The 23,815-nt window shown below is 73.0% G+C and carries 21 protein-coding genes; 12 read left to right on the forward strand and 9 right to left on the reverse strand.

Annotation, left to right across the window (positions count from 1 at the left end; all coding sequences use genetic code 11):
- Together solA and CSIV_RS18560 are read right to left on the reverse strand one after the other, a co-directional pair.
- The gene (gene solA, locus CSIV_RS18555) at window positions 1-1,098 is read right to left on the reverse strand and encodes an N-methyl-L-tryptophan oxidase (RefSeq protein WP_077050717.1); all 1,098 of its coding nucleotides are present in this window, start codon (window positions 1,096-1,098) and stop codon (window positions 1-3) included.
- A complete protein-coding gene (locus tag CSIV_RS18560; RefSeq protein WP_202401120.1) occupies window positions 1,095-2,351 on the reverse strand; it encodes an aminotransferase class V-fold PLP-dependent enzyme in 1,257 nt (418 codons plus the stop codon). Before CSIV_RS18560 ends, solA begins: the two co-directional genes overlap by 4 nt.
- A gap of 79 nt (window positions 2,352-2,430) precedes the next feature.
- On the opposite strand from CSIV_RS18560, the gene CSIV_RS07070 reads away from it, so the two are divergent.
- The 4 genes from CSIV_RS07070 to CSIV_RS07085 all read left to right on the forward strand — a co-directional run bounded on the left by CSIV_RS07070 (window position 2,431) and on the right by CSIV_RS07085 (window position 5,342).
- On the forward strand, window positions 2,431-3,231 hold the full coding sequence (locus tag CSIV_RS07070; protein WP_077050718.1) for a class II glutamine amidotransferase: 801 nt from the start codon (window positions 2,431-2,433) through the stop codon (window positions 3,229-3,231).
- Window positions 3,232-3,325: 94 nt separating this feature from the next.
- The gene (locus CSIV_RS07075) at window positions 3,326-4,192 is read left to right on the forward strand and encodes a spermidine synthase (protein ID WP_077050719.1); all 867 of its coding nucleotides are present in this window, start codon (window positions 3,326-3,328) and stop codon (window positions 4,190-4,192) included.
- 104 nt (window positions 4,193-4,296) lie between these two features.
- On the forward strand, window positions 4,297-4,824 hold the full coding sequence (locus CSIV_RS07080) for a hypothetical protein (protein ID WP_077050720.1): 528 nt from the start codon (window positions 4,297-4,299) through the stop codon (window positions 4,822-4,824).
- Window positions 4,825-4,853: 29 nt separating this feature from the next.
- Window positions 4,854-5,342, forward strand: a complete 489-nt coding sequence (locus CSIV_RS07085) for a SprT-like domain-containing protein (RefSeq protein ID WP_077050721.1) — start codon at window positions 4,854-4,856, stop codon at window positions 5,340-5,342.
- An 18-nt stretch (window positions 5,343-5,360) separates the two neighbouring features.
- On the opposite strand, the gene CSIV_RS07090 is transcribed toward CSIV_RS07085, so the two are convergent.
- Entirely contained in the window at window positions 5,361-5,978 is a 618-nt protein-coding gene (locus CSIV_RS07090) for a 2-phosphosulfolactate phosphatase (RefSeq protein WP_077050722.1), read from the reverse strand.
- Between the two features lie 84 nt (window positions 5,979-6,062).
- Here CSIV_RS07090 and CSIV_RS07095 point away from each other — a divergent pair, with 84 nt between their 5' ends.
- Complete coding sequence (locus tag CSIV_RS07095; protein WP_077050723.1) at window positions 6,063-6,563, forward strand: hypothetical protein; 501 nt, start codon at window positions 6,063-6,065, stop codon at window positions 6,561-6,563.
- A gap of 7 nt (window positions 6,564-6,570) precedes the next feature.
- On the opposite strand, the gene CSIV_RS07100 is transcribed toward CSIV_RS07095, so the two are convergent.
- The 3 genes from CSIV_RS07100 to CSIV_RS07110 all read right to left on the reverse strand — a co-directional run bounded on the left by CSIV_RS07100 (window position 6,571) and on the right by CSIV_RS07110 (window position 9,115).
- Window positions 6,571-7,221, reverse strand: a complete 651-nt coding sequence (locus CSIV_RS07100) for a response regulator (RefSeq protein ID WP_077050724.1) — start codon at window positions 7,219-7,221, stop codon at window positions 6,571-6,573.
- A complete protein-coding gene (locus CSIV_RS07105; RefSeq protein ID WP_175627578.1) occupies window positions 7,218-8,393 on the reverse strand; it encodes a sensor histidine kinase in 1,176 nt (391 codons plus the stop codon). The genes CSIV_RS07100 and CSIV_RS07105 overlap by 4 nt, the downstream gene beginning before the upstream one ends.
- Window positions 8,394-8,626: 233 nt before the next feature.
- A complete protein-coding gene (locus tag CSIV_RS07110; RefSeq protein ID WP_077050726.1) occupies window positions 8,627-9,115 on the reverse strand; it encodes an Lrp/AsnC family transcriptional regulator in 489 nt (162 codons plus the stop codon).
- A 109-nt stretch (window positions 9,116-9,224) separates the two neighbouring features.
- On the opposite strand from CSIV_RS07110, the gene CSIV_RS07115 reads away from it, so the two are divergent.
- Together CSIV_RS07115 and CSIV_RS07120 are read left to right on the forward strand one after the other, a co-directional pair.
- On the forward strand, window positions 9,225-10,631 hold the full coding sequence (locus tag CSIV_RS07115; RefSeq protein ID WP_077050727.1) for a DUF6421 family protein: 1,407 nt from the start codon (window positions 9,225-9,227) through the stop codon (window positions 10,629-10,631).
- Between the two features lie 126 nt (window positions 10,632-10,757).
- On the forward strand, window positions 10,758-11,435 hold the full coding sequence (locus CSIV_RS07120) for an SDR family NAD(P)-dependent oxidoreductase (RefSeq protein ID WP_077050728.1): 678 nt from the start codon (window positions 10,758-10,760) through the stop codon (window positions 11,433-11,435).
- 17 nt (window positions 11,436-11,452) lie between these two features.
- On the opposite strand, the gene CSIV_RS07125 is transcribed toward CSIV_RS07120, so the two are convergent.
- Window positions 11,453-12,943 carry an MFS transporter gene (locus CSIV_RS07125; protein ID WP_083735039.1) on the reverse strand — a complete coding sequence of 497 codons (1,491 nt, stop codon included), beginning with the start codon at window positions 12,941-12,943 and terminating at the stop codon, window positions 11,453-11,455.
- 79 nt (window positions 12,944-13,022) lie between these two features.
- Here CSIV_RS07125 and CSIV_RS07130 point away from each other — a divergent pair, with 79 nt between their 5' ends.
- Window positions 13,023-14,090 carry a threonine aldolase family protein gene (locus CSIV_RS07130; RefSeq protein WP_077050729.1) on the forward strand — a complete coding sequence of 356 codons (1,068 nt, stop codon included), beginning with the start codon at window positions 13,023-13,025 and terminating at the stop codon, window positions 14,088-14,090.
- Window positions 14,091-14,111: 21 nt separating this feature from the next.
- Here the strand turns inward: CSIV_RS07130 and CSIV_RS07135 are convergent, their stop codons facing one another.
- On the reverse strand, window positions 14,112-14,948 hold the full coding sequence (locus tag CSIV_RS07135) for an AlbA family DNA-binding domain-containing protein (RefSeq protein WP_077050730.1): 837 nt from the start codon (window positions 14,946-14,948) through the stop codon (window positions 14,112-14,114).
- Window positions 14,949-14,970: 22 nt separating this feature from the next.
- Complete coding sequence (locus tag CSIV_RS07140; protein WP_077050731.1) at window positions 14,971-15,591, reverse strand: NUDIX hydrolase family protein; 621 nt, start codon at window positions 15,589-15,591, stop codon at window positions 14,971-14,973.
- 235 nt (window positions 15,592-15,826) lie between these two features.
- Here CSIV_RS07140 and CSIV_RS07145 point away from each other — a divergent pair, with 235 nt between their 5' ends.
- The 4 genes from CSIV_RS07145 (at window position 15,827) to CSIV_RS07160 (ending at window position 23,814) form a co-directional block, all read left to right on the forward strand.
- On the forward strand, window positions 15,827-16,495 hold the full coding sequence (locus tag CSIV_RS07145; RefSeq protein ID WP_077050732.1) for an alpha/beta hydrolase: 669 nt from the start codon (window positions 15,827-15,829) through the stop codon (window positions 16,493-16,495).
- Between the two features lie 188 nt (window positions 16,496-16,683).
- Window positions 16,684-18,279, forward strand: a complete 1,596-nt coding sequence (locus tag CSIV_RS07150; RefSeq protein WP_077050733.1) for an ABC-F family ATP-binding cassette domain-containing protein — start codon at window positions 16,684-16,686, stop codon at window positions 18,277-18,279.
- Window positions 18,280-18,392: 113 nt separating this feature from the next.
- Complete coding sequence (locus CSIV_RS07155; RefSeq protein WP_077050734.1) at window positions 18,393-23,045, forward strand: ATP-dependent helicase; 4,653 nt, start codon at window positions 18,393-18,395, stop codon at window positions 23,043-23,045.
- Complete coding sequence (locus tag CSIV_RS07160) at window positions 23,038-23,814, forward strand: DNA-formamidopyrimidine glycosylase family protein (protein ID WP_077050735.1); 777 nt, start codon at window positions 23,038-23,040, stop codon at window positions 23,812-23,814. The genes CSIV_RS07155 and CSIV_RS07160 overlap by 8 nt, the downstream gene beginning before the upstream one ends.
- Window position 23,815 lies beyond the last annotated feature (1 nt).

The raw sequence follows: 23,815 nt of genomic DNA on the forward strand, positions 1-23,815 counted from the left end.
TCAGATCCCCCGTCGTGCGGTCGAGACGAAGTCGAGGTCGGGGCGCTCGATTCCCGTGGCGAGGTCGGCGACGGCGTCGCCGATCGCGGGCCCGAACTTGAACCCATGCCCCGAGCAGGCCGACACGGCGATGACCTCGGGGGCGTCGGCGAGCGGTCCGACGATGAAGCGCTTGTCCTCGGTCATCGTGTACAGGCACGCGGCCGCCTCGACGGGGGTGGTGTCGACGCCGGGCACGAAGGCGTGCAGCAGATCGCGCAGCGCGTCGACCTCGGCGGGGGTGGGCGGGGCGACGGGCGTCTCGGGGTCCCAGACCTCGCCGGCATCCACTCCGAGCTTCACGCCGTTCCCGTCGGCATCCGGGATGCCGAAGACGAGCCCCTCGGGGCGATCGACGGAGAAAGCTCCGAGCGACGGCGGGGATCCGGCCGACTGCCCCGCGCGGACGGTGACGGTGAGGATGCGCCACACCTCGAGGAGGTTCGCCAGCTGCGGCAGCAGACGGCCGGCCCACGAGCCGCCGGCGACGACGAGCCGCGCGGCGCGCACGACACCCTGATCGGTGCGGACCTCCACGCCGTCGGACACCGGCTCCCAGCCGAGCACGCGCTCCCCGTCGCGGAGGTCGGCACCGGCCGCCACGGCGAGACGCCGCAGCGCGAGGAGTGCCCGTTCGGCCTCCAGCACACCTGCCGAGGGGTCGTACACGGCGCGGTACCCCGCGGGCACCGCGAAACCGGGCATCAGCGCCGCCATCTCGTCACGATCGTCGACCAGGACGCAGTCCGGTCCCTGCAGCTGCGACGCGCCCTCGTGGGCGTAGAGGCCGCCGGTGCGGTGGAACAGCGTCTCCCCCGACGCGCGCTCGAGCGCGCCCCACGCGTCGAAGGCCTTCTCGACGAGCGGATTCCACACCGGGTTCGGGTACGCGCGGCGGATCATGCGGGTGCGCCCGTGCGAGGAGCCGCGCGAGTGCCCCGCGGCGAAGCGGTCGATGCCCACCACGCGCACCCCGCGTCGGGCGACGCTCGCGACGGTGGACATCCCGTGGATGCCGAGCCCGAGCACGACGACGTCGGCCGAGACGACCGCGGTCATCGCGTGATCCCGGTGGCGATCGCCGCGACCCCGTCGACGAGGGCGGACAGGTCGGTGTCGTCGTTGTACACGTGCGGCGAGGCGCGCACGACGCTCGGCACACCCCGATCGCCCAGGTCCCACTGGCCGTGCGTCGCCGGCACCGAGACGACCCGCACGCCGCGGCGTGCGAGCTCGACGACGGCGTCGGCGGATGCCACTCCCTCGATGACGAAGGTCACGATGGCCGAGCGCGTCCCCGGGGGGTCGGCGACGGTCACGCCGTCGAGGGAGGCGAGCACCTCGCGGAGCCGTCGACCGGCATCCACCAGCCACGCCTGGGTGACCGGGATGCCGCGCTCCGCGGCCTCGTCCAGTGCGGCGCCGAGACCGAGGCGTGCGGCGATCGCGCCCTCCCAGGTCTCGTACCGCCGCGCCGAGGCGTCGAGCTCCCACTCGGAGCTCGTCGTCCAGCGCGCACCCCGCACGTCCGGGGCCGCGGGCAGCAGTCGCTCGAGCAGGGCGCCGCGCACGTACGCGAACCCGGTGCCGCGCGGGGCGCGGAGGAACTTGCGGCCGGTGGTCACCATGACGTCGCAGTCGATCTCGGCCACGTCGACCGCGAGGTGCCCGACCGACTGGGTGGCATCGAGGATGTAGGTCCCGCCGTAGCGCCGCACGACCTCCCCGATCTGGGCGGCCGGCTCGACGAGACCGGACGAAGTGGGCACGTGGGCGACCGTCACGATCGACGGTACCCCGTCGGACAGGAGCGCTTCGAGCGCGGCGACATCGACGCGGCGGCGCGCGTCGTACGGGGCGATCACGAGATCGATCCCCTGCTCGCGAGCGAGGCTCATGAGGTGCAGCGCGTGGCTGACGTAGGTGCTGCTCGAGGCGACGATGCGCTGCCCCCGCGCGGGTCGCAGCGCATCGAGCAGGACCCGGAGTCCGGTGGACGCGCTGTCGAACAGGGCGATCTCGCTCGGGTCGGCGCCGACGAGGCCGGCCGCCGAGGCGTACACCGCGTCAAGGTGTCCGCGCCGCTCCGCCGCCGCCTCGTAGCCGCCCTTCGCCTCTTCCAGACGGAGGTGCTCGACCACCGTGGCGACTACTCCGCGCGACGGTAGAGCCGCACCCGCGGCGTTGAAGTGGCTCGCGAGCGTGGAGCCCGTGGTGCGTTCACGCTCGGCGGCGACGTCGATGGAGGATCCGTCCGCGGGGAGCGCGGATGCCGAGGCCGGTGCGGCGTCTGCGATGGGGAGCGGGTTCATGGGGGACGGGTTACCTCCGAGTAGGATCCAAACATACTACATGTGGATCCAATCCATGATCCCGGCCCCCGGAGGTGCCATGTCGCGCATGATCGCCTACGTCAGCCCGGGCCCGGCCGACGTGCCCGCCGCCCTCGGCGACGACGTCCTGACATCCTTCGCCGCGCTCTCGCGCGTGCACGCCGACGGCTGGGGAGCGGGCTGGCGGACGAGCGCGGGCGTGGGGGCTCGAGTCGTCGCGGGACGACCCGCCACGCGCCACGACCTCGCCCGCGCCGTCCGCGTCCCGGCGACCGCGGCGCTGCTGTACCTCCGCTTCGGCAGCGCCGAAAGCGGCACCGGGGAGGCGGAGGCGCAGCCCTTCCTGTTCGGCGACGAGGCGTTCCAGCACAACGGAGCACTGTCCCCGCCCGACCGACTGCGCGCCGAGCTCACCGACGGCGAGCGGGCCGACCTCCGCGGGAGCAACGACAGCGAGCTTTACTTCGCCCGGCTCCGACGCGCCCTCACGCCCGGCACCGTTCCCGACCCCGTCCGGATCGCGGATGCCGTCGCGGCCGTCCGCGAGTCCTACCCGGAGGCGTGCCTGAACGCCCTCCTCCTCACCCCCACGGCGCTCGTGGCCGTGCACTCCTCCGCGTCACGGCCCGCCCCGCACGCCGCGTTCGCCGCCCGCGGATTCGCGGAGGCCGATCTGCCCCCCGGCCACGGCGACGACTACAACGTCCTCTTCACCCGCCGCACCGCGTCCGGTGCACGCCTAGTCGCGACGACCGGCATCCCCCTCGCCGGCTGGACCCCTCTCCCCGCCGACACGGTCTCGCTGGTCACCCCCGCGTCCGTGGCATCCACCCCCGTCCCCCGTCGCGCGAGCGCGTGAGTCGCCAAGAATTGTCGCTCCGGTGGTGGTGGAGGCGACACTTCCTGGCGACTCACGCGCGTGGGGCGCGAGGAGCGCGGGATAGCGTGGAGACATGGCACGGATGCGGGTGGAACCGGACGATGCGCCGACGGCGCGACTGTCCGACGGGGCGATCGCGCGGGTGACCGCGTCCACCTACGTGTCGGGGTCGGAGCTCGTCGTCGACGGCACCCCGCAGTCGCACGTCGACCTGGAAGACCCCACGCACTTGCACTTCGAGTACGTCGCGCGCATGGGCGCGGTCATCGACAGACTCCGGATGCCGGGACAGCCGCTGACCGCGGTCCACCTCGGCGCGGGCGCCCTGACGCTCCCCCGCTACGTCGAGGCCACCCGACCCGGATCACGGCAACAAATCATCGAGTTGGAGCCGGCGCTGTGGGACCTGGTGCGCGATAACCTCCCCCTTCCCCGCGGGGCGGCGATCCGCGTCCGCATCGGCGATGCCCGCGCGGGCCTGGGCCGCCTGCCCGCGGGCCTGCACGGCGCGGTCGACCTGCTGGTCAGCGACGTCTACTCGGGCGCACAGACCCCCGCGCACCTGACCACGGTGGAGTTCTACCGGGACGCCGCGTCCCTCCTCGCACCCGACGGCGTCCTGCTCGTCAACGTCTCCGACGGACCGGGGCTCGCGTTCGCACGGCGTCAGGTCGCGACCGTGCGCGAGGTGCTGCCCGAGGTCATCGTCCTCGCCGAGGTGCAGGTTCTCAAGGGCCGGCGGTTCGGGAACCTCGTCGTGGCGGCCTCCGCCGCGCCACTCCCGGTCGAGTGGTTGCCGCGTCTGATGGCCGCCGGACCCCACCCCGCGAAGGTCGCCCAGGGCGGCGAGATCGACGAGTTCATCCGCGGCGCGCGTCCGGCGACGGATGCCGACGCGACACCGTCGCCGAAGCCCTCGGCATCCATCTTCGACCGGTGAGCCCCGAGGTCACGACCTGTTCGCGGCCGGACGGTGTGGCGATGCGGCTCCGGCCGCCGACGCACCGCAGACTGGAGACCATCGGCCATTCGAGAGGAGCGACGGTGAGCTACATCCACGGGTACGACCCCGACACATTGCGCGAGATCACCGACTCTCGCGAGTGCGCGGAACGACTCGAGGAGATCGGTTCGCAGCGCAGCCTCCCCGCCCTCCTCGAGCGCACCTGGCTCCTGAAGGTGCTCGACCGGTTCGACGAGGCGCTGACGGTGTCCGAGCAGTCGGTGCGCGTGGCGCGGATGGCCGGAACCCGCCGCGACCTGCTGCGCGCGCGCATCCTGCACGCGACGATCCAGCAGTGCCGGGGCGCGTTCGCCGCGGCCGAGCAGGAGCTCACCGCGTGCGCCGAAGAGGCCGAGGGGCAGGGGTGGTCCGGCATCGCCGCGTTCGCCCTGCAGCACCGCGGCAAGGTCCACTACGACGAGGGCGACTTCGAGTCGGCCCGTCGCGACTTCAAGCGCGCGCTGTTCCTCCGCCAGAACGCGGGAGCCGGCGACGCCGAGCTCGAGTCGACGCTGCTGGCGATCGACGCCGCCGACCGCCGACGGGCCCGCGCGGTCGTGGCGAGCTGACGTCGGAGCCCCTCTCTACGATTCCCCTCATGTCCGATCTGCAGCGTGTGCGCGTGTGGGCAGAGGCCCTGATCGCTCTGCACCTCGACGAATCGTGGTCGTTCGCCTTCGACAACGCCAAGCGGCGCGCTGGTCTCTGCGACTACGGCCGTCGCCGCATCAGCGTCTCGCGCTACCTCACGGCGCGGTACGACGACGACACCAACCACCAGACGCTCCTGCACGAGGTCGCCCACGCGCTCGCGGGAGCCGCGGCCGGGCACGGTCCGGTGTGGAAGAGGGCGGCGCGCGAGCTCGGGTACGTCGGCGGCACGACCCACGCCGGCGAGACGGCCACCGAGCTGGCCCCGTGGGTGGGCACGTGCCCGTCCGGTCACGTCGCCTACCGGCACCGCCGGGCGACGCGTCCCACCTCGTGCGCCAAGTGCGCACCGTACTTCGACCCGCGCTTCGCGCTGACGTGGGTGCACCGCGAGATCACCCCCGCGACGCGGCTGGCCGCGGCGACGCCGCGCTGAGCCGCGTCCGGCACCGTTTCAGGCGGCGGTGAAAGCCCCGTCGCGCAGCACGGGGACCACGGATGCCGCGTCGCGCTCGGCCGCGGCGAGGACGAGGTCGCGCTCGCCCGCGTCCGCGCGCAGCCGGCCGGTGCCGCTGGCGGTGAGCAGGTGCCGCACGGCCCCACGCAGCGCCCGGAACCCCTCGCCGGCGACGGCCGCGTCCGGCGAGGCATGGTCGATTCCGAGGTCGCCGAGCGCCGCCACGACGGCGCCGGCACCCAGCGAATCCTCCACGGCGAATCGCGGGCCCGACTCGCCGTCGTCGCCGACCGCGATGATCGCGATGCTCGTGCGGTCGCCGCGCGAGCGCTGCACCTCGAGCACGTGCGCGGCGACGGCGGCGGCGTTGCGGATCCCCCCGGCCACGACGTGCGCGCCCTCCCGCTCGGCGGCGAGCGCGATGCGGTCGGCGGCGTCGGCCTGTGCGGGAGCGGCTTCCCCGCTCTCGGCGGCCGCGAGCGCCCGCGCGGTCAGTCCCAGCGTCTGCACCACGGCGACGACGTGCGCCGGGGCCACGCGTGCGAGCCCCGCCTCGCCCCACTCCAGGCGCACCTGGTAGTCGACCTGCGAGAGAGCGGCGGGGGTGTTCGGCATCCCTCGAGCCTACGACGGGCGTCGGGAGTCGCCCGGCTCGTCAACCCGACCGCGTTCCCCGCGGAGAGTTGGCACAATGCGAGCATGCGCATTCTGCTGAAGTTCGAGATCGACTGCGATCCGGATGCCGCCTGGCGGGCCCTGCACTCCCCGCGCGCCGTCGCGGAGCTGTACGGACCCCTCCTCGACGTCGAGCCGCTCGAGGAGACTCCGACGTCGTTCGCCTCGGGTGACGACGTCCCGGTGCAGATGCGTGCGGCGGGTGTCTTCCCCGTGGGGCGCCAATTGATCTCGGTCGCCGACCGCGAGACGTCCGACGGCAACGGCCGCGTGCGAGTGTTCCGCGACTGGGGTGTGCCCCTCACGGGTCCGCTCGCGGCGCTGGACGTCTGGGACCACCAGATGGCGGTCTCGGCCGTGCCCGGCGACCCGAACCGGACGCTGTGGCGCGAGCGCCTCACGATCGGCGGTGCCGCCGCGCCCGCCCTGTGGCCCGGCCTCTGGGCGATGTGGCAGTGGCGCGCGGCGCGCATCCGCGCGCTCGCCCCCACCTGGGCGCACGACCCGGAGCTCGACGAGGACTGAGTCGCGCTCAGACCAGCCCGTGCCGGTAGGCGAACACGACGAGTTGCACCCGGTCGCGGAGCGCGAGCTTGGTGAGGATGCGGCTCACGTGCGTCTTCACCGTCGCCTCCGAGAGGAACTCGCGCGCGGCGATCTCGGCGTTGCTCAGGCCCGCCGCGGCGAGGGCGAAGATCTCGCGCTCCCGTTCGGTGAGGGCCCCGTAGCTCGACGGCACCGGGTCGGTCGCCCCGCCCTGGGCGATGTGGGCGAACAGGTCGCGGGTCGCCTGCGCGGCGATCACCGCGGATCCGGCGTGTACCGTGCGCACCGCCGAGAGGAGGAACTCCGGATCGGAGTCCTTCAGCAGGAAACCGCTCGCCCCGTGCTGGATCGCCCGGGCCGCGGCCTCGTCGAGGTCGAACGTCGTCAGCACCACGATCCGCGGGGCGCCGGGGTCGCGCAGGATCTCGGTCGTCGCGGCCAACCCGTCCATCACCGGCATCCGGACATCCATCAGCACGATGTCGGGACGCGTCGCCCGCACGACGTCGATGCCCTCGCGGCCGTCGGACGCCTCGCCCACGACCTCGAGATCGGGTTGCGAATCCAGCACCATCCGGATGCCGGCGCGGAACAGCGCCTGGTCGTCCACGAGCACGAGGCGGATCGGGGAGGTCATGAGGTCGACTCCTTTCCCGGCGCGGGGGCGCCGACCGGAAGCGTCGCACGGACGACGAACGCGTCCGCTTCGGGCTGCGCCGACAGGGTTCCCCCGGCGAGCTGCGCGCGCTCGCGCATGCCGATGATCCCGTGCCCGCCCGCGGACGCGGCGATGCCGACGGCCCGGCGGTTGCGCACCGTCATCTCGACGCGGTCCGGATGCCACGCGAAGCGCACCGTCACGCGCGGGTCGGCTCCGTGCCGGAGCGCGTTGGTGAGCGCCTCCTGGAGGATGCGGTAGAGCGCGAGCTGGACGGCGGCGGGCGGGTCGGCGGGCGGAGCGGGGTCGACGGTGGTCTCGAGGTCGACGCCGGCCGCCCGCATCTGCGCGGCGAGGGTCTCGATGTCGGCGAGCGTGGGCTGCGGCCCGTCCGCCTGACTGTGCCGGAGTTGCTGGAGGAGAAGCCGGACGTCGGACAGGGCCGCACGGGCGGTGGACGAGATCGTGGCCAGCGCGTCGGCGGCCGCGGCGGGGTTCTGACCGGCGGCGTAGCGCGCCCCGTCGGCCTGGGCGATCACCACCGCGAGCGAGTGCGCGACGACGTCGTGCATGTCGCGCGCGATGCGCACGCGCTCCTGCTCGGCGATCGTGGCTTCCTCGGCCGCACGCTGCGCCGCCGCGTTCTCGGCCGCGCGGCGCGTGGTGCGCACGAGGGCGCCCGACCCCCAGCTCAGCAGGAAGGCGAAGCCCGACGTCAGCAGCACGGCGAGCACGGCGAGCACGTTCTCGGGGTGGAAGATCTCCTGCCCGCCCCGCACGATCAGGTAGCCGGTCACGGTCGCTGCGCCCACGAACGTCGAGATGAAGCCCGCCCAGTACGCGCGCCGGCTGCCGTAGGCGGCTACGGCGTAGAGGACCACGAAGACGGCGAAGTCCGTGGTGGTCGGGGAGCGCAGCAACGCCATCTGCACGACGGCCGCCACCCAGGCGAGGGCCAGCGCCACTCCCGGCTGCAGACGACGGAAGGCGAAGGCGGCCGAGAAGAGCACCACCACCACGAGCGCACCGAGGTTGCCGATCACGTCGCCCGGCTCGAGCTCGATCACGAACGAGAGCAACCCGAAGAGACCGGCCGCGACGAGGTCGACGACCAGCTGGTATCGGAGGAGGGGACGCAGGGCGATGCGCATCCCTGTCACGCTACGCGGCACGTGGCGCCGTGGCATCCGTCCGCAGATGTATTCGCGCACGGTGCGGCAGGCGCCTCTCGGCATCCGCGAACCCCTCCTGGCGTTCGGTTCCCTCGCCCCGCGGCGCCGGCCTCACGTCGAGTGTCCAAGACACGCGGACCCGGGCGAGCCCTATCGGCGTGTCTTGGACACTCAACAGCGGCAGGCGCACGCGCACGCGCACGCGCGCCGGGTCAGGCGGGGAAGTCGGCGGGTTCGATGGGGCGCGCCTCGAAGAAGGTCTGCAGCACGATCGTGGTGCGGGTGTTGACCTGAGCGGCCGCGCGGATGTCGCGGATGAGGGTCTCGAGGTCGCGCGGCGTGGGGACGCGGACGAACAGCATGTACGCGGCGTCGCCGGCGACGGAGTGGCACGCCTCGATGGCGCTCAGGTGCGCGAGCAGGTCGGGGGCGTTGTCGGGTTGCGCGGGGTCCAGCGGGGTGATCTCGACGAACGCGGCGAGCGGGCGACCGAGGGCCTCCGCGTCGAGCACGGGGCGATAGCCGCGGACGATCCCCCGCGCCTCCAGCCGACGCAGACGCGACTGCACGGCCGACACGGACAGGCCCACCTTCTCGGAGAGGTGCGCGAGCGTCGCTCGCGCGTCGAGGGAGATCTCCCGCACGATGGCCGCGTCGACGGTGTCATCGAGCCGGACACGGCGAGCGGAACCATCGGACATGGGCCGAGGGTAGCGGATGCCGCGCCCCTCCCCGTGCGAGTCACGTAAGTTTTCCGTTAGCATGACGTTTTGACAGGAATATTTCCCGTACTGCCGATCGGAGGCCACCATGTCCCTCGCAACGCCCGCGCGTTCCGCTCACGACCTGCTCGACGGGCACGGTGTGGCCGATGTCGAGCGCACTCCGGCGTGGACCCTGCTGAAGGACGCAGCGGTCGAACTGCAGACCCTGCAGGCCTCGGACGGCTCCATCCCCGAGGCCGCCGACCACCCCCGCGCCGCCGCACTGGTGGCCGACATCGTGGACGCGATCGCCGCCCTGACCCCGCTCTTCCCCCATGACGACGCCTACCTCCGCGCCGTCGTGGTGGACTTCGACCGGTGGAAGGACGCCGGCTTCGGAGTGCCCGACTTCCTCGACTCCCTCGTCGCCTTCCAGCCCCAGCAGCACCGGGTCGACGGCATCCGCCACCTCGTCGTGTTCCCCATGTACACCCAGAACGGGTCGCGCGACCGGCACGTCGAGGCCGTCCTCGTCGAGGTCATCTGGCCCGAGTTCATCGCGCGGCTCGAGACCGAGTACACCAACGGCCTGTTCGTCTCGCTGCGCCTGGTCGACTTCACGCCCGGGTACGACACGAACTCCGCGGTGCTCTTCCCCGAGACCGTCGCGATGCGCGAGGTGCCGACGTTCACGTGGGGTGCGATCTTCCAGGACCGGGAGGCCGCGCGCTACCGCCGTGTGACCCGCGCGGCCGCCGAGATCACCAAGCTCGAGCTGCCGGAAGCCGCCGCTCGCATGCTCGACGACCAGTCGCTCACCGAGCAGACGTTCGTGATGTGGGACATCATCCACGACCGCACGCACATGCGGGGCGACCTCCCGTTCGATCCGTTCATGATCAAGCAGCGGATGCCGTTCTTCCTCTACTCGCTCGAGGAGCTGCGCTGCGATCTCACCGCGTTCCGCGAGTGCGTCGAGATCCAGAAGCGCCTGTCGGCGCGGGACGACCTGGATGCCGCCGAGCAGGCGATGCTCGAGCACGCCGAGCTCGTGCAGTACGCGGTGATCTTCGACCGCATCTTCCGCTTCGCCATCACCGGCTCGCGCGTCCGCAACTACGACGGGCTCGGCGGCCAGCTGCTGTTCGCGTGGCTGCACCAGCGCCGCGTGCTGCACTGGACCGACACGTCGCTGGCCTTCGACTGGGACGAGGTGCCCGCCGCCGTCGTGGCCCTCGCCGACGCGATCGACGAGCTGTACTGGCGGTCGATCGACCGCCCGAAGACGGCGCACTGGCTGGCCGCGTACGACCTCGTCCGTTCGGTCGTCACCCCGCACCCCGCCTCGGTGTGGGCGCGCGGACTGTCGGACGACGTGCTCGCCGGGCTCCCGAAGGGGTACACCGACGCGGTGCTGGACGACGAGTTCCCGCTGTCGATGTTCTTCGAGGCGCTGGAGAAGAAGATGCGCCCCGTCATCGCCTCGACCGAGGGCATCACCGGGCGCGACTGAGCCGACACCCGGTCCGGCCCGCACTCCGCGGGGGTGGCGGTGAAGGCGGGGTGTCGGACACGATGTCTGCACGACGGTACGTCGCCGCGGCCGACGTCGACCGGACCGATCCACGGAGGAGACGGCATGGACACGGGTATCGAGGGCCGGACGGTGCTGCTCGCCGGCGGAACGAGCGCGGCCGGCCGCAGCGTCGCTCGCGCGCTGCGGGCGGCGGGGGCCACGGCCGTCGTCGTCGGATCCGACGCCGGGCGACTGGCATCCGTCGCCGCCGAAATTCCCGGCGTGGTCACCGAGCAGTGCGACCTCACCGATCCGGATGCCGTGGCGGCACTCCGCGACCGCGTGCACGCCGCGCACGGCGGGGTCGACGGCATCCTCCACCTGGTCGGGGGGTGGCGCGGCGGTGGAGGTCTCGCCGGTCAGAGCGACGAGGACTTCGCCTTCCTGCTGCGGTCCTTCACGGCACTGCGGAACGTCACCCGCGCGTTCGACGACGACCTCCGCGCATCCGATGCCGGCCGCCTGGCGATCGTGTCGTCGACCTCGGTCGCACGGCCCCTCGCGGGCGGCGCGAACTACGCCGCGGTGAAGGCCGCGAGCGAGGCGTGGACGCGGGCCGTCGCCCAGGGCTTCGCCAAAGCGGCCCGGGACGCCGGAGCGGACCCGTCCGCGGCCGCCGTGGTGTTCCGCGTGAAGAGCCTGGCGGGACTGGAGGACGCGCTCGCTCTCGCCTTCCTCGGGCTGTGGGGAGACCCCGCGGACGACGTCAACGACGTCACGATCGAGCTCGCGGGAGCCTGAGGCCGCGCGGACCGGGCTCAGCCGTCTCGGTCGCCCGGCGCAGCGGGGCGGTCGCGGGGAGCCGGCACCGCGGCATCCGGAATCCCGCCCGCCCGCGCGGCGAGCGACGACGCCTCGTCCTCCGGCCCGGGAGCATCGTCCGCGCCGGAGGCGTCGTCGGTCGGCATCGCCTGGTACTGCCGGGACAGCACGCGATACGAGCGGGTGAGGAAGGCCGCCGCGCCGACGACCACCATCACCAGCCCCGCGAAGAAGAACACGAGCGCGATCCCCCGCCCGATGCCGTCGCCGAGGAGCCATCCCCAGGTCGCCTTGCCCTCGGCGGCATCCATGTAGGGGATGATCACGAACTGGGCGATCGGGGCGATGAGGAACGCCGTGATCGGGGCCGACGCCGACTCGAACGCGGCGGCGAAACCGAAGACGCGCCCCTGCGTCTCGAACGGGACGACCTTCTGGATCACGGTCTGCTCGGCGGCCTCGACCGCGGGGATGAGCGCCATGTACACCCAGATGCCGGCGACGTACAGCCACCACCAGTCGCGGAGCGTGAACGCCGCCCCCAGGACGCCCATGGCGATCACGATGAGGAGCATGGTGCGGATGGGGTTCCGCCCGAGCCCGAACTTCGCCACGAGCGCGCCGCCGATGATGAAGCCGGTGGCGGTGACGCCGAGGACCAGACCCCAGCCCTCGACCGTGAAGAGCTGGAGGCCGTACGGGTCCATGAGGGCGAGGTAGACGCCGCCGATGAGGTTGTTGAACGTCGAGAAGATCAGGAGCGCGAACAGACCCGGGGACGCCCGGACAGCCCGGATCGCACCGCGGACGTCGACCGCGGGAGCGCGCTCGCCCGCGGGCTCGGGGCGCGCCTCGGGGATCCGGATCGTGAGCAGGTGCACGAGGGCGGCCAGGGTGAGGACGATCGCGATCGCGAGCGTCCACCCCATGCCCAGCTGCCCGACCGACAGACCGCTGAACACGCTCGTCACCACGAACGACAACCCCTGCACCGTGCCGACGAGACCGTTGGCGTTGGCCCGACGGTCTTCGGGGATGAGAAGGGTCACCGTCGTCGACAGCGCGATGTTGCGCATGTTCTCGATCACGGCCCCGCCGAGCACGACCCCGGAGAAGACCCAGAACCAGGGGCCGCCGAGATCGAGCAGCGCTCGCTCGGGGAAGGCGAGCCAGAGCGCCCCCGCGATGAGGAAGGCCACGAGCGTGACGACCCCCGACACCACCATGACGCGGTGCTTGCGGTGCCGGTCGACGATGGTGCCGAAGAGCATCGCGAAGACCGCCAGCAGCAGCATGTACGCGCCGCCGATGATGCCCGTCGCGAGCACCGACCGCGTCTCGAGGTACACCCAGAACGTCAGCGCGAACCAGAGGTAGCTCGTGGTGACGTTGGCCGCCGCCGTGTTCACGAGAACACCGAGGAAGGCGCGACGGCTCGCGGCGCCGTGCGCCGTGACGGCGGTGGCGGGCGGGGGCGTCTCGGTCATGCGGCACACGTTAGCCACCCCCTCCGACATCGGCCAGGGCCCCGGCGTGGACGGCATCCGCGATGACTACGCTGGAGGGGTGACCCCCCTGCATGACACCGCCGTCCGCGGCTTCGCGTCCGACAACTACTCCGGCATCCACCCCGACGTGCTGGCGGCCATCGCCTCGGCGAACGAGGGCCACCAGGTCGCCTACGGCGAGGACGTCTACACCGCGCGACTGCAGGAGCTCTTCGCCGGCCTGCTCGGCGACGGCGTCGAGGCCTACCCCGTCTTCAACGGCACCGGAGCCAACGTCGTCGGGCTGCAGTCGATGCTCCCCCGCTGGGGCGCCGTGATCTCGGCATCCACCGCGCACATCAACGTCGACGAGGGCGGTGCACCCGAGCGCGTCGGCGGCATCAAGCTCCTGACCGTCCCCACCGACGACGGCAAGCTCACGCCCGAGCTCGTCGACCGCGAAGCCTGGGGCTGGGGCGACGAGCACCGCGCGCAGCCGCTGGTCGTGTCGATCACGCAGTCGACCGAGCTCGGCACCCTGTACACGCCCGACGAGATCCGCGCCCTCGCCGACCACGCGCACGCTCGCGGCATGCGCCTGCACATGGACGGCGCCCGCATCTCGAACGCCGCCGCAGCCCTCGACCTGCCGCTGCGGGCCTTCACCCGCGACGCCGGTGTCGACGTCCTGAGCTTCGGCGGCACGAAGAACGGCGCGATGATCGGCGAGGCGATCGTGGTGCTCGACCCCGCGGCATCCACCGGGCTCACCTACCTGCGCAAGCTCGACATGCAGCTCTCGAGCAAGATGCGCTTCGTGTCGGCCCAGCTGGTCGCCCTCCTCGAGAACGACCTGTGGCTGCGCAACGCGCGGCACTCCAACGCCATGGCCCAGCGGCTGCGCGCCGGCGTCGAGGCAGGGATCGCCGACGGGTCGATCCAGGGCGTGGAGTTCACGCAGCCGACGCAGGCGAACGGCGTCTTCGCGATCCTGCCCGAGGGCGTCGCCGATCGCCTGCGCGAGAGCTTCCGCTTCTACGACTGGGACGAGGCGCGCCGCGAGGTCCGCTGGATGTGCTCGTTCGACACCACCGAGTCCGACATCGACGCGTTCGTCGCCGCGATCGCGCGCGAGACCGCGCGCTGACACCCGACCCCCGGCGGCCGCTCAGCGCGCGGACGGGCGGCCGAGCACGAGCGTCGACGGCGAGGGCCGCCAGTGCCGGGCCACGTACTCGACGGCCTCGTCGACGCCGAGCGCCCGGCTGGAGTTCCCCACGCGCACCCAGAGATCGGTGGTCGACCCGCCGTCCTTGGGCTGCGTGAGGAACACCGGTCGGGGTGCCGGACGGCACACGACGACGCACACCGCGGGAAGCTCCGGCCCGGGAGTCGCGAAGACGATCCGCGGTTGAGCAGCGGCGTTGCGGCCGAGGGCGGTCGAGAGCATGTCGCGCAGCCAGAGCTCGAACCGGTCGTGGTCGGCGGTGCGCAGGGTCGCGAGATCGCGGTCGAGTCCGATCGCCGTGCCGGCGTCGTCCGCACCGATGACCAGCGTTCCGCCGCGCGAGTTCAGGAACGCCGCGACGGATTTCGCGATCGCGATCTCCATGCGCGCGTCCTTGCGGTTCTCGCGGACGTTCCAGCGCGCGGTCTCCTTGAACTCCACGCGGTCGGACTCGCCCGCCCGCAGCACGGCCGTGACGTCGATGTCGCCGCCGTCGCGGCGAGCGGCGGCGACCACCGCCGCGACGACCGCCGAGAGCCCGAGGCTCGCCCCGACCGAGAACAGGATCGTCGTGGGCACCCACAGGCGCGCCGCGCCGCCGACCCAAGCCGACAGCAGCAGTCCGACGCTCACGCCCAGCACGCCGATGACCGTCATGGTCGGCATGCTCAGCGACCGCGCGGGGCCGAACACGCGACGCAGCAGGAGGGCGATGAGCGCGGCCAACGCCAGCACGACGGGCAGCGCGATCGCGAGATCGACGAGGGAGGTGTCCATCGGCATCCGGTTCTCGCGAGGGTCAGCGCAGCGCGCCCACCGACGCCAGACCGAGCCGGATCAGCGTGCCCCGCCCGCCCTCCATCTCGGCGGAGAGGGCATCGGATGCCGCCTCCTCGGGCGAGAGCCACGTGACTTCGAGCGCGTCCTGCCGCGGTTCGCACGTTCCCGTGACGGGCACGACGTACGCCAGCGACACCGCGTGCTGGCGGTCGTCGTGGAAGGCGCTCATGCCGGGGAGCGGGAAGTACTCGGCGACCGTGAAGGGCGCCGGCTGCGGCGGAAGGAGGGGGAAGGCCATCGGGCCCAGGTCGTTCTCGACGTGACGAAACAGCGCGTCGCGCACCGTCTCGCCGTAGCGCACGCGGCCGGACACCAGTGTGCGCGTCATCTCGCCGAGCGGGGTGGCCCGCAGCAGGATGCCGACCTGGGTCACCGCCCCCATGCCGTCGGTCCGCACCGGCAGTGCCTCGACGTACAGCATCGGCAGTCGCCGCCGCGCCTCGGCGAGCTCGACCTCGCTCAGCCACGCCGGGTTCGTGTTGGGACCGGAGCCTGAGGGAGCACCCGAGAAGGGCGTCGAGAGCGGCTCGCGCTCGTCGCCGTTGTCGCCGGGATCGGGGTCGGGTGTGCGCACGGGCATGCTCCCTGTATATCAACGGTCCGCGGCGTTGCCTACGCGGGAGGCGACGGCTTGCCGCCGCGGCGCGGTCGCGGCCGCGGTCCGATGGGCGGTCGGGGCCGCGGTCGAGGGAGGACTTTCGGGGAGCGGAGGGCGCGCGGAGCCCTCCGCGTCCTCCGCTCCCCGAATCCCCTCCCCGCGCCGCCGCGCGCGGGCGGGCGGAGCCCGTGTCGGAGGCGTTTGCCACAATGGCCGCATGAGCGAGCGCCCGATCCTCGACCCGTCCGTCGTCCGCTGGTCCGTGCCACCGGCCGACATCGGCGAGCGCCCCGTGCTGCTCCTGCTGCACGGCTACGCGGCCGACGAGCACGACCTGTTCGGCCTCGTGCCCTACCTGCCGGACGATTTCGCGGTCGCGAGCGTCCGCGCACCCCTGACGCCTCCGTGGCCGACGCCGGGGGCGTCGTGGTACCCGATCGAGGGGCTGAACGGCCGCGATCCCGTCGCGGTCACACTCGCCGCCGAGTCCCTCCTGGCGTGGATCGCCGAGCATCTCGGCGACCGTCCCGTCGGACTCCTCGGCTTCTCGCAGGGCGGCGCGGTCGCGATCCAGACCCTGCGGGTCGCTCCGGAGGCCGTGTCGTTCGCGGTGGTGCTCGCCGGGTACGCCGCGGGCGGCGAGCTGCCCGGCGACGCGGTGCTGGCCGAGCGCCGACCGCCGGTCTTCTGGGGCCGCGGGTCGCGCGACGACGTCATCCCGCCCGCTCTCGTCGACATGACGGCGCAGTGGCTGCCCGCCCACAGCGAGTTGACCGGCCGCGTGTACCCGGGGCTGACGCACTCGGTGTCCGAGGAGGAGCTCGCCGACGTGCGCGCGTTCCTCGACGCGCGGCTGGCGGCGGGGTCCGCGGCATCCGAGGGTTGAGAAGAAGGAGACCGAGCGACTATCGTGGACAACCCTGTCCCCGAGAACGAGGTCTCCTCCGGTGAAGAACGTCGACGCTTCCGCGCCCCTGTCCGCGCGCTGACCCGTCGACCCGCCGTTTCTCGGCCGCCCTCCGCTGCTGTGGACGGGTCCGGTGTCCGCGCATCCCGCGTCCCCGGAGTCCCGTCATGCCTTCCCTTTCCTCCTCTCTCGTCTTCGACCGCGTCCGCGTCGTCTGGCCGGACGGCGCCGTCGCCCTCGACGGCGTCTCCGGTGCCATCGGCACCGGCCGCACCGGTCTCGTCGGCCGTAACGGCGCCGGCAAGTCCACGCTCCTCCGCGTAGCGGCGGGCCGTCTCACCCCCTCGTCCGGGACGGTCTCGGCATCCGGTGAGGTGGCGATGCTTCCCCAGCGTCTGGCGGCCGATCCCCGCCGCCCGGTCTCCTGGCTCCTCGGCGTGGAGACGGCGCTGACCGCCCTTCGCGCGATCGAGTCGGGCGATGTGGCTCCGCATCACTTCGACGCCGTCGGCGACGACTGGGACGTCGAGGCGCGCGCCCACACCCTCCTCGCCGAGGTCGGCTTGGCATCCGATGCGCTGGATCGGACCGTCGGCGAGCTCTCCGGCGGCGAGACGATGCTGGCGGCGCTCGTGGGCCTGCGCGGCCGCGCGGCCGACATCACTCTGCTCGACGAGCCGACCAACGACCTCGACCGTGAGGCGCGTGCGCGGGTGGGAGAGCTCGTCCGCGCCTGGCCGGGCACGCTCGTCGTGGTGAGTCACGATGTGGGCCTGCTCGAGCTGATGGATGCCACCGCCGAGCTCTACGGCCACAGCCTGAGCGTCGTCGGCGGTCCGTACAGCGTCTGGAGAGCGCACCGCGACGCCGAACAGGAGGCCGCCGTGCGCGCCGAGCGCGACGCCGCGCAGAGTCTTCGACGCGAGCGACGACAACGCATCGAGTCGAACGACAAGCTCGCCGCCCGCGCCCGCGTCGCGCACAAGGCGCAGGTCGAGAAGCGGGTTCCGAAGATCATCGCGGGAGGACGGGCCAACGCCGCGCAGGTGAGCGCCGGCCGATTGAGCACCGAGATGAGGGGGAACGAGGATGCCGCGCGCGCGGCGCTGGACGAGGCGTCGGCCCGCGTCCGCGACGACGACGTGGTGCGCATCGACCTGCCCGATCCGGGCAACGCGCCCGGTCGGCGCGTCCTCTCCCTGGGGGATGGCGAACGCGAATGGATCGTCACCGGCCGGGAGCGGGTCGCCCTGGTGGGGCGCAACGGCGCGGGGAAGACGACGCTGCTCGAGAGCGTCGTGCGCGGCGCGGAGGCGGCGGGAGCGGTCCGCGCCCGGGCGAGCGTGGAACACGTCGGATATCTCCCCCAGCGTCTCGACGACCTCGACGACGCCGCCTCCGTCCTCGACGCCGTCTGCGCGGCGGCGCCGGGCGTTCCCGTCCCCGCGGTCCGCGACCGGCTCGCCCGCTTCCTCGTCCGCGGCGACGCGGTCACCCGCCCCGTCGGCTCGCTCTCCGGCGGCGAGCGATTCCGCGTCGCGCTCGCCCGCGTGCTGCTGGCGGATCCGCCGCCGCAGCTCCTCGTGCTCGACGAACCGACCAACAACCTCGATATCGACACGGTCGACCAGGTGGTGTCGGCCCTCCAGGCGTACCGCGGGGCGGTACTCCTGGTCAGTCACGACGACGCGTTCCTCGCCCGCCTCGGGCTGGACCTGCGGCTGGAGCTGAGCGACGGGAGGCTGATCGAGCGCGCGCCGTGACCTCGACGGGGCACCGCCGCCGGCCGAAGGCCGACCCCGCGGGGGAACGTCGTTCCGCGACCGGCGAACGTCAACCCCGGCCCGATGTCGGAGGTCCGGGGGAGGATGTCGGCATGGCCGACGTACTCGACAGGTTCGGTCCTGCGACGCAGGACTGGTTCCGCGGTGCGTTCTCGGCGCCCACCACGGCGCAGAAGGGCGCGTGGGAGTCCGTGGCATCCGGTCGCAACGCCCTGGTCGTCGCGCCCACCGGATCGGGCAAGACGCTCTCGGCCTTCCTGTTCGCGATCGACCGCGTCTTCCGCGAGAAGGCGCCCGAGGTCCCGGATGCCACTCCCCCGCGCCGCGGCGCGAAGAAGACGCCCACGCGCACCCGCATCCTCTACATCTCGCCGCTGAAGGCCCTCGGCGTCGACGTCGAGCGGAACCTGCGTTCGCCGCTCGTCGGGATCGGGCAGTCGGCGCGGCGGCTCGGAATCGACGTCCCGGCGGTCACAGTGGGCGTGCGCTCGGGTGACTCGACCTCGAGCGATCGCCGCAAGCTCGTCTCCGATCCGCCCGACATCCTCATCACGACCCCCGAGTCGCTGTACCTCATGCTGACGAGCCAGGCCGCCGAGACTCTGCGGGGGGTGCACACGGTCATCATCGACGAGGTCCACGCGGTCGCCGCGACCAAGCGCGGTGCGCACCTCGCGGTGAGCCTCGAACGGCTCGACGCGCTCCTCGACGCCCCGGCGCAGCGCATCGGGCTCTCGGCGACCGTGCGCCCGATCGACGAGGTCGCCCGGTTCCTCGGAGGTGCGCAGCCCGTCGACATCGTGGCCCCGCGGGCGACCAAGGCCTTCGACCTGTCGGTCGTCGTGCCGGTGGACGACATGCTCAATCCCCCGCCCCCGCCCGGCAGCCCCGCTCCCGACGACCCGACCGACGGCGAGTGGTTCTCCGAGCGGCCCGAGAGCACCGAGATGTCGGGGTCGGTGTGGCCGCACGTCGAGGAGGCGATCGTCGATCGCATCCTCGAGCGCCGCTCGACCATCGTCTTCGCCAACTCCCGCCGACTCGCCGAGCGCCTGACCGGGCGTCTGAACGAGATCTACGCCGAGCGGCAGGGCATCGACGTTCCCGAGCCGACGGTCCCGGCCACGATGATGGCGCAGGCCGGGTCCTCGGCCGGTGTCGCCGCGATCCTCGCCAAGGCGCACCACGGCTCGGTCTCGAAGGAGCAGCGCGCCCAGGTCGAAGACGAGTTGAAGTCCGGCACCCTGCGGTGCGTGGTCGCGACCAGCAGCCTGGAGCTCGGCATCGACATGGGCGCGGTCGACCTCGTGATCCAGGTCGAGGCGCCGCCGAGTGCGGCATCCGGCCTGCAGCGCGTCGGTCGCGCGGGCCACCAGGTCGGCGAAGTCAGCCGCGCGGCGCTGTTCCCGAAGCACCGCAGCGACGTGCTGCACACCGCGGTCGTCACCGAGCGCATGCTGTCGGGCAAGATCGAGGCGATCGCCGTCCCCCAGAACCCGCTCGACATCCTGGCGCAGCAGACCGTCGCGGCGTGCGCTCTCGGGTCGATCGACGTCGAGGAGTGGTTCGAGACGGTCAAGCGCAGCGCGCCGTTCCGCTCGCTCCCCCGATCGGCGTACGAGGCGACGCTCGATCTGCTCGCGGGCCGCTACCCGTCCGACGAGTTCGCCGAGCTCCGCCCGCGGCTCGTCTGGGACCGCGACGCGGGCACCCTCACCGGCCGCCCCGGAGCCCAGCGCGTCGCGGTCACGAGCGGCGGCACGATCCCCGACCGGGGCCTCTTCGGCGTCTTCGTCGCCGGGGAGTCGCAGAACGCCCGCGTCGGCGAGCTCGACGAAGAGATGGTCTACGAGTCGCGGGTGAACGACGTCTTCACCCTCGGCACGACGAGTTGGCGCATCGTCGAGATCACGCACGACCGGGTGAACGTCCTCCCCGCCTTCGGGCAGCCCGGGAAGCTGCCGTTCTGGCACGGCGACGGCCTGGGTCGTCCCGCCGAGCTCGGCGAGGCGCTCGGCAAGTTCTCACGCGACATCGCCGGAGCCGACCGCGCCAAGGCCGAGGAGCGCCTGCGCGAATCCGGCCTCGATGACAACGCGATCACCAACCTCCTCGCCTACCTGGCCGAACAGCGCGAGGCCACGGGCAGCCTCCCGACCGACCGCACGCTGACGGTGGAGCGCAGCCGCGACGAGGTCGGCGACTGGCGCATCATCCTGCACTCGCCGTACGGCATGCAGGTGCACTCGCCGTGGGCGCTGGCGGTGAACGCCCGCATCCGCGAGCGGCTGGGCGTCGAGGGCGCCGCGGTCGCGAGCGACGACGGCATCATCGCGCGGGTTCCGGATGCCGCGGCCGAGCCGCCCGGGGCCGATCTCTTCGTCTTCGAGCCCGACGAGCTCGAGCAGATCGTCACCGACGAGGTCGGCGGCTCCGCGCTCTTTGCCTCCCGGTTCCGCGAGTGCGCCGCCCGCGCGCTGCTGCTCCCGCGGCTGAACCCCAACCGGCGGTCGCCGCTCTGGCAGCAGCGTCAGCGCTCGGCCCAGCTGCTCGAGGTGGCCCGACGGCATCCGTCGTTCCCGATCATCCTCGAGACGCTGCGCGAGGTCCTGCAAGACGTCTACGACCTCCCCGCGCTCCTCCGCGTGGCGCGGCAGATCGGCGAACGCCGGATCCGCCTGGTCGAGACGACGACCAGCCAGCCCTCCCCGTACGCGCGCGACCTGCTCTTCGGCTACGTCGGCGCCTTCATGTACGAGGGCGACTCGCCGCTCGCCGAGCGCCGCGCGGCCGCGCTGTCGGTCGACCCGGCGCTGCTGAGCGAGCTCCTCGGCAAGGTCGAGATGCGCGAGCTCCTCGACCCCGAGGTCATCGCCCAGTTCGAGCGCGAGGCCCAGCGCCTCGATCCGGACCGTCGTGCGCGCGGCGTCGAGGGCGTCGCCGACCTGCTGCGCCTTCTCGGCCCCCTGGATGCCGCGGAGGTGGCCGCCCGTCTCGAGGGGGAGTCGTCCGAGGAGGCTTCGGCGCATCTCCAGGCACTCATCGAGGATCGGCGCGCGATCCCCGTGACGATCGCGGGAGTCTCCCGCGTCGCCGGCATCGAGGACGCCGGGCGGTTGCGCGATGCGCTCGGCGCGGCCCTGCCCGTCGGCATCCCGAACGCCTTCCTCGAACCCGTGGCCGATCCCCTCGGCGACCTCGTGGCCCGCTACGCCCGCACGCACGGCCCCTTCACGACCGACGCGGTGGCCGAGCGGCTGGGCGTCGGTGTCGCGGTCGCGCGACTCACGCTGCAGCGTCTCGAATCGCAGGGGCGACTGTCGAGCGGATTCTTCCTGCCCGAGGCCACCGCCGGCCGCGGCGACGACACCGAGTGGTGCGACGCCGAGGTGCTCCGCCGCCTGCGCATGCGGTCGCTCGCGGCGATCCGCGGCAGCGTCGAGCCCGTGCCCCCGTCGGCGTACGCGCGGTTCCTCCCCGTCTGGCAGCACCTCACACGGCCCCTCGAGGGTGTCGACGGGGTGCTCGCGGTGATCGAGCAGCTCGCCGGCGTCCCGATCCCGGCGAGCGCGTGGGAGTCGCTCGTGCTGCCCTCGCGCGTCGCCGACTACACCCCCGCGCTGCTCGACGAGCTGACCGCGACGGGCGAGGTCGTGTGGTCGGGGCACGGCACCCTGCCCGGGCGGGACGGGTGGATCGCCCTGCACCCCGCCGAGGCGGCACCCTTCACGCTGCAAGATCCGGACGACCCCGAAGATCCCGCGCCCGATTCGCTCGAGGCCCGCCTGCTCACCGCTCTCGAGGGCGGCGGCGCCTACTTCGCCGCACAGCTGAAGCAGCTGGTCGGCGCCGAGAACGAGCAGTCCGTCAACGACGCGCTGTGGGCCCTCACCTGGGCCGGTCGGGTCACCAACGACACGTTCGCTCCCGTCCGCGCGCTCCTCGGCGGCGGCGGACAGGCCCACCGCGTCGCCCGTCGCGCCCCCCGCGCCCGCATGTACCGCGGAGCGACCCTGCCGCGCCCGACCTCGGCGCCCCGACCGCCGTCGCTCGGCGGACGCTGGTCGCTCCTCCCGGACCGTGAACCGGATGCCGCTGCCCGCGCGACCGCGACGGCGAGCCTGCTGCTCGACCGGTACGGCGTCGTGACGCGCGGCGCCGTGCAGTCGGAGGGCGTGCCGGGCGGCTTCGCTCAGGTGTACCGCATCCTCGCCGGCTTCGAGGAGGCGGGGCACTGCCGCCGCGGGTACGTGATCGAGAAGCTCGGCGCCGCCCAGTTCGCGGCCTCGGCCACCGTCGACAGGCTCCGCGAATTCGCCGCGGTCGCCGACCCGCCGCCGCTGCGGACCGTCACCCTCGCCGCGACCGACCCCGCCAACCCCTATGGGGCGGCGCTCGGCTGGCCCGCGCTGGAGGGGGTGACCCACCGCCCGGGACGCAAGGCGGGCGGTCTGGTCGTGCTCGTCGACGGCGAGTTGACGCTGTACCTCGAGCGGGGCGGGCGCAGCGCGTTGGCGTTCACCGACGACGAGGCGCGGTTGCAGGCGGCCGCCCGCGACCTGGCCGAGACCTCGCGCCGACGCCGACTCGACACCCTGACGGTCGAGCAGGTCAACGGCGAGTTCGTGTACGGCACGGCCGTCGGCCGGGCCCTCCGCGAGGCGGGGTTCGTCGAGTCGCCGCGCGGGCTCACGCTGCGGCGCCTGACGGCGGGAGACACGCTCCGCGAGGCCGCCCGTGCCTGAGGGCGACACCGTTCACCGCGCGGCCGCGAAGCTCTCCGCCGCGCTCGCCGGCCGCGAGGTGACGAGGTTCGACATCCGCGTCCCGGGGAGCGCCACCGCCGACCTCCGCGGCGAGACGGTGCACGAGGTGGTCGCGCGCGGGAAGCACCTGCTCGAACGCATCGGCGCCTACACGCTCCACTCGCACCTCAAGATGGAGGGCCGGTGGGACGTCTATCGTCCGGGCGAACGCTGGCGCCGCCCCGCCTTCAAGGCCCGGGCGATCGTCGGTGTCACGGGTGCCGACACCGTCGGGTTCGACCTCGCGATGGTCGAGGTGCTGCCGACCTCCGACGAAGACCGCGTCGTCGGACACCTCGGCCCCGACCTGCTCGGTCCCGACTGGAACGCGGCGGAGGCCGTGCGAAGGGTCTCGGCCGACACGCGCGCCGCGCACGTCGCTCTCCTCGACCAGCGGAACGTCGCCGGCTTCGGCAACGTCTACGCGAACGAACTGCTCTTCGTCCGCGGCATCGCCCCCACCACCCCGGCGAACCAGATCGACGTGGCGGCCACGATCGCGCTCGGCCATCGCATGATCCACGCCAACCTCCCGCGGGCCGAACGCACCTTCACCGGCGACAATCGGCCCGGCCGGCGCATGTGGGTCTACGGGCGCGACGGAGCACCGTGCCGACGGTGCGGCACCCCGATCCGCGCGACCACTTTGGGCGCCTCGGCGACGAGCGAACGCAACGTCTTCTGGTGCCCTACCTGCCAACCGGGCTGAT

The organism is Microbacterium sp. CSI-V (genome assembly GCF_001984105.1).
GTDB lineage: Bacteria > Actinomycetota > Actinomycetes > Actinomycetales > Microbacteriaceae > Microbacterium.